Source organism: Anaeromyxobacter sp. PSR-1 (assembly GCF_000964525.1).
In the GTDB taxonomy this organism is placed as follows: Bacteria; Myxococcota; Myxococcia; order Myxococcales; family Anaeromyxobacteraceae; genus Anaeromyxobacter.
Genome location: NZ_BAZG01000267.1, coordinates 1 through 4,272, shown reverse-complemented (window position 1 = coordinate 4,272; position 4,272 = coordinate 1). Strand labels below are relative to the sequence as shown.

The window sequence follows — 4,272 nt, the reverse complement described above, 5'->3', positions numbered from 1 at the left end:
GCTCATGGCTGGCCTTTCTGCGCCGCGCGCGCGGCGCGGCGTCGGACGGTCTCGATGGCGGCCGCGATGCGCGAGGCGCTCTGCCCCTCGGCGAGCAGGTCGCGCACGTCGCGGAGGGCACGGCCCAGCGCGTCCGGCCCCTCCTCGCCGCGGGCGTCGCGGAGCGCGCAGGCGAGCGCGGCCTCCGGCCCGGCGGCGGCGGGCGGCGGCGGCGCGGCGGATGCGCGGGCGGCGGGCGCGGGGACGTCGGGCGCCCGGACCGGGAGCGCGGCGGGCATGGCGCGGCCGAGCAGCACCTCGTCCCCCGGCGCCCGGCCGGCCGCCTCGCGCGGCAGGTACACGCGCCAGAGCGTGCCGCGGTTGTCGCGGTGGAGCGGGCGCGCGAAGCGCTGCTCCACCAGGGCGTCGAGGACGCGCAGCAGCCGGCGCTCGGACAGGCGCAGCCGCGCCATGAGGTCGCGCTTGGCGGCGCGGCACCAGTTGCGCCCCTCGCCGAACGAGAGCCGCAGCAGGTGCAGGTACGCGGCCTGCTCCTCGGCCTCCAGCGCGGTGGCCGCCGCGTCGAACGCGTCGAGCGGGATGGCGACGAAGCCGGCGCGCACCCGGGCGGCGCCGAGCAGCTCGCCCTCGAACGGCAGGCGGCGCATCTCGCCGGGCTCGAGCGCCTCGGCGCCGACCGCGCCGGCGTCGAGCGGGCGCGTGGCGAGCGCCGCGCTCCCGCGGACCCCACGGTAGAACCGATCCGCCCGCGCCATCGCCGCCACCCTCCGCACCGAGGGTCCACGGTAATCGGGCGATATCGAAGGTCAACTTTCCGGCGGCGCCGCCGGGGTCCGGACACGCGACGGCCCGCCGTGGGCGGGCCGTGGGTGACGCGGGCTGGAGCCGGCGGGCTAGATGAGCCCGCGCGAGCGGCGGAGCAGCTCGACCGTCTTCTGGTACTCGATGTCCCAGGCGGCCGTGCCCTCCTGCAGGTGCTTCAGCCGGGCGCGCGCCTCGCGGTCGATCTCCTCGTCCACGTCGAGGTGCTTCTTGAAGATGTTGAAGACCTTCTTGCGGAGGACGTGGTCCTCGGAGAAGACCTCCTCCACGTTCCGGGAGATGAGCAGGAACTCGATCATCTGTCCGATGACGTACTCGATCCCCTCGTCGCCCATCTTGAAGCCGCGGACGTCCGCCATCTCGCGCTTCACCTGGTTGAACCGGGAGTGATCGTAGCCGCGGCGCTCCAGCGCCTCGCGCGTGGCGGCGTTCACCCGCTCCTCCGCGGCGAGGTACTCCTTCATGATCGCCGCCATGTCCATCTCGGCGTCGGCGATGCGCAGGGTCTCCACCTCCACGTCGCCGTCCTGCATGAGGGTCTGTACGACCTCGCGGGCGATCGTCGGGATGACCTTCGGGTAAAGCCGCATGGAGTGTGTCCTTGCCTCGACGCCGCGGTCCGCGCCGCGGGCCGGATGCCGGTGCGAAGACCGCGAAACAAAAGGTAAAGCCGTATAAACCCCGCCTGCCTTCATAGGCAAGAGAAAACAGCGGCTTCTGGCATGTTCCATGCCGCGGGACGGGCGCGCATCGGCCCCCGTGGGCCCGGCCCCGCGCGGGCCCGACGAGTTCACGTTACGTACGGCAGGCGGGCGATCGGCGCGCGCGCCGGCGCCGCGGCGGCGGCCGCCCTCGGGCGGAACGCCGCGCGGCGCCTCCCCGGAAACGGCGAGGGCGGCGCCCGGCGGCGCCGCCCCCTGGACCCGCGCCGGCGCGTGCGACGCTAGCTGGCGTAGATCTTCATCACCTCGGACAGCAGCTTCAGCGCCTCGGCCTTCGGGCGCTGGAACGCGTTGCGGCCCATGATCGAGCCGAACGCGCCGCCCTCCTTCAGGCCGCGGATCTCCTCGAGCACCGCGTCGGTGCCCTTCGCCTCGCCGCCCGAGAAGATCACGATGCGCTTGCCGTTGAACGCGCTCTGCACCACGTGGCGCACGCGCTCGGCCAGCGTCTTCGTGGGGATCTTCTGCTCCTCGTAGACCTTCTTGGCCGCGTCCAGCTCGACCAGGTCCTTGGGCGGCTTCACCTTGATGACGTGGGCGCCCATCTGCGCGGCGATCTGCGCGGCGTACGCGCTGATGTCCACCGCGGTCTCGCCGTCCTTGGAGACGCCGGAGCCGCGCGGGTAGCTCCACACCACCACCGCGAGGCCCATCGACTTCGCCTCCTGGGTGATCTCGCGGAGCTCCTCGAGCTGCGTGTTCCGCGCGTCGGAGGCCGGGTAGATGGTGAAGCCGACCGCGGAGCAGCCCAGCCGGACGGCCTCCTTCACGGAGGCGGTCACCGCCGAGCAGGGCGCGCCGCCCATCTTCGACAGCGAGTCGGAGTTGTTGAGCTTGAGGATGAGCGGGATCTGGCCCGCGAACTTCGCCGCGCCCGCCTCGATGAAGCCGAGCGGGGCCGCGTAGGCGTTGCAGCCCGCGTCGATGGCGAGCTGGAAGTGGTAGTCGGGATCGTAGCCGTCGGGGTTCTTCGCGAACGACCGCGCCGGCCCGTGCTCGAAGCCCTGGTCCACCGGCAGGATCACCATCTTGCCGGTGCCGCCCAGCTTGCCGTGCATGAGCATGCGGTGCAGGTTCGCCAGCGTCCCGGGGTTGTCCGATCCGTACCAGGACAGGATCTGCTTCACGCGCTCGGTCGTGTGCTCGGGCATCTCTCTCTCCAGCGATTTCGGTTGGCGGTGTCGGTGGCTCGGGGGCGGTGCCTGAATTTCGCCCGCAATCTACGGACCCGTGCCCGAACGAGGCAAGGGGAAAAGCCGGCGGCCGCCGGGCCGCGCCTCGCCCTCTCCTCGCGGGCTGCGCAGGTTCTCCTGGTCCACCCGAAAGGAAGGCAACCATGGCCCGTGGAGTGGGAGAGCGTCCGGAGCGGAGCCCCTCGGCGATCCTGTCGGAGGTCGAGTACCCGATCACGCGCGACGAGCTGGCGTCGGCGGCGGCCGAGGCCGGCGCGCCGGCGGACGCCATCAACTTCCTGCGGTCGCTGCCCGACCGGACGTACACGAGCCCGTCGGACGTGCTCCGGGAGTTCGGCGAGGGGAGCGCGCGCTTCGGGATGCACCGGACGGACGTGCGGCACCGGGAGGACCTGGGGAAGGAGGCGGTGGAGACGGGCGCCAATCCGACCCGGCATCCGTAGAACGGGGCTGCGCCCCGCCCCACGGACCCTGAGCCTGTCGAAGGGGCCGCGGGGCCCCACCCCGCTCCGCGGGGCCCGTGACCTCGCGCGCCCGCTGACGCGGTGATTCGGCACGCATGCACCTCACCGTCTCGAAGGCGTTCCTGACGAAGCTCGGCGCGGCCCGCGACGCGCTCTCGCATGCCATGCCGGGCACCACGCGAGAACGTCCTCGAGTCGGCGCTGGAACTGCTCCCCGCCGATCGCGCGCGGGCCGCCACGCCGCGGAGGAGCGTCCGCTCACGGACCGCAACCGTTCGCTCAGGCTCCGTGCCGGCGCGGGAAGCAGCGCGGGACGTACCCGCAGCCCTCGGCGCGGCAGCGGGCCTCGTCGCGACCGAGCTCGGCGGGGGACGGCTCGGCGCCCTTGCGGGCCTCGGCGGCGAGGCGCGGGGCCTCCTGCTCGAAGCGCTCCAGCTCCCTCGAGCTGGGGGTCACGTCCACGGTCCGGTGGTCGCCGCGCAGGAACTGCAGGCGGGCGCGGACGCGGGCGCCGGGGTGGGCGCGGGCGGCGGCGAGCACGTACGCGAGCAGCTGCAGCCGGTAGCGCTCCGCGGCGCCGGCCCTCGGCGTCGCGTACTTGTAGTCCACCACGGTGAGCCCGCCGCCGCGCCGCTCCTGCACCAGCGCGTCGAGCGCGCCGACGAGGTACACGGGCGGCGCGCCGTCGCCGGGGCCGAGGCGCAGCAGGAACGGGACCTCGCGCGAGAGCCGCCCCTCGCGCGCGGCGAGCGCCAGCTCGCGCCCGCCGGGCGACTCGGCGAACCGCGCCACCTCCAGCAGGATCCGGCGCACGCCGGGGCCGGCGGGGTCGTAGCCGCGGCGCGCGGCGGCGGCGGCGAGCTGGGCCCGGCGCTCGAGCGGCGGCGCGCCGAGATCGGTCTCGGCCAGCATGGCGTGCGCGAGCGTGCCGCGCGCGGTGGCGCGGCCGGGGTCGTCGCCGGGCGGCACGCCGGGGGCGCCGCGCGGCTCGGGGATCCCGAGCACGCGGCCGAGCAGGTGGCGGCGCGCGCAGCGAGCGTACTCCGCCAGCTCGGTGACGGCGGCGCGGAC

General features: G+C 74.5%; 5 protein-coding genes and 1 pseudogene. 2 read left to right on the top strand and 4 right to left on the bottom strand.

Annotation, left to right across the window (positions count from 1 at the left end):
- Positions 1-2: 2 nt before the first annotated feature.
- The 3 genes from PSR1_RS22010 to PSR1_RS22000 all read right to left on the bottom strand — a co-directional run bounded on the left by PSR1_RS22010 (position 3) and on the right by PSR1_RS22000 (position 2,695).
- The gene (locus PSR1_RS22010; RefSeq protein WP_059439475.1) at positions 3-755 is read right to left on the bottom strand and encodes a hypothetical protein; all 753 of its coding nucleotides are present in this window, start codon (positions 753-755) and stop codon (positions 3-5) included.
- 138 nt (positions 756-893) lie between these two features.
- Positions 894-1,412, bottom strand: coding sequence for a DUF507 family protein (locus PSR1_RS22005; RefSeq protein WP_011421561.1), 519 nt, complete (start codon positions 1,410-1,412; stop codon positions 894-896).
- Between the two features lie 353 nt (positions 1,413-1,765).
- Positions 1,766-2,695 carry a class I fructose-bisphosphate aldolase gene (locus PSR1_RS22000; RefSeq protein WP_012525398.1) on the bottom strand — a complete coding sequence of 310 codons (930 nt, stop codon included), beginning with the start codon at positions 2,693-2,695 and terminating at the stop codon, positions 1,766-1,768.
- Positions 2,696-2,880: 185 nt separating this feature from the next.
- On the opposite strand from PSR1_RS22000, the gene PSR1_RS21995 reads away from it, so the two are divergent.
- Together PSR1_RS21995 and PSR1_RS24725 are read left to right on the top strand one after the other, a co-directional pair.
- On the top strand, positions 2,881-3,180 hold the full coding sequence (locus PSR1_RS21995; RefSeq protein ID WP_059439474.1) for a DUF2795 domain-containing protein: 300 nt from the start codon (positions 2,881-2,883) through the stop codon (positions 3,178-3,180).
- A gap of 101 nt (positions 3,181-3,281) precedes the next feature.
- A pseudogene (locus PSR1_RS24725) lies at positions 3,282-3,459 on the top strand (HNH endonuclease); the annotation flags it as partial.
- A 21-nt stretch (positions 3,460-3,480) separates the two neighbouring features.
- Here PSR1_RS24725 and PSR1_RS21990 read toward each other — a convergent pair.
- A partial coding sequence (locus PSR1_RS21990; protein ID WP_160309050.1) for a PD-(D/E)XK nuclease family protein occupies positions 3,481-4,272 on the bottom strand: 792 nt, incomplete at its 5' end.

Bases quoted from the DNA above. Each gene is read 5' to 3' on its own strand.
- PSR1_RS22010 (WP_059439475.1), bottom strand. From the start codon at position 755: ATGGCGCGGGCGGATCGGTTCTACCGTGGGGTCCGCGGGAGCGCGGCG.
- PSR1_RS22005 (WP_011421561.1), bottom strand. From the start codon at position 1,412: ATGCGGCTTTACCCGAAGGTCATCCCGACGATCGCCCGCGAGGTCGTA.
- PSR1_RS22000 (WP_012525398.1), bottom strand. From the start codon at position 2,695: ATGCCCGAGCACACGACCGAGCGCGTGAAGCAGATCCTGTCCTGGTAC.
- PSR1_RS21995 (WP_059439474.1), top strand. From the start codon at position 2,881: ATGGCCCGTGGAGTGGGAGAGCGTCCGGAGCGGAGCCCCTCGGCGATC.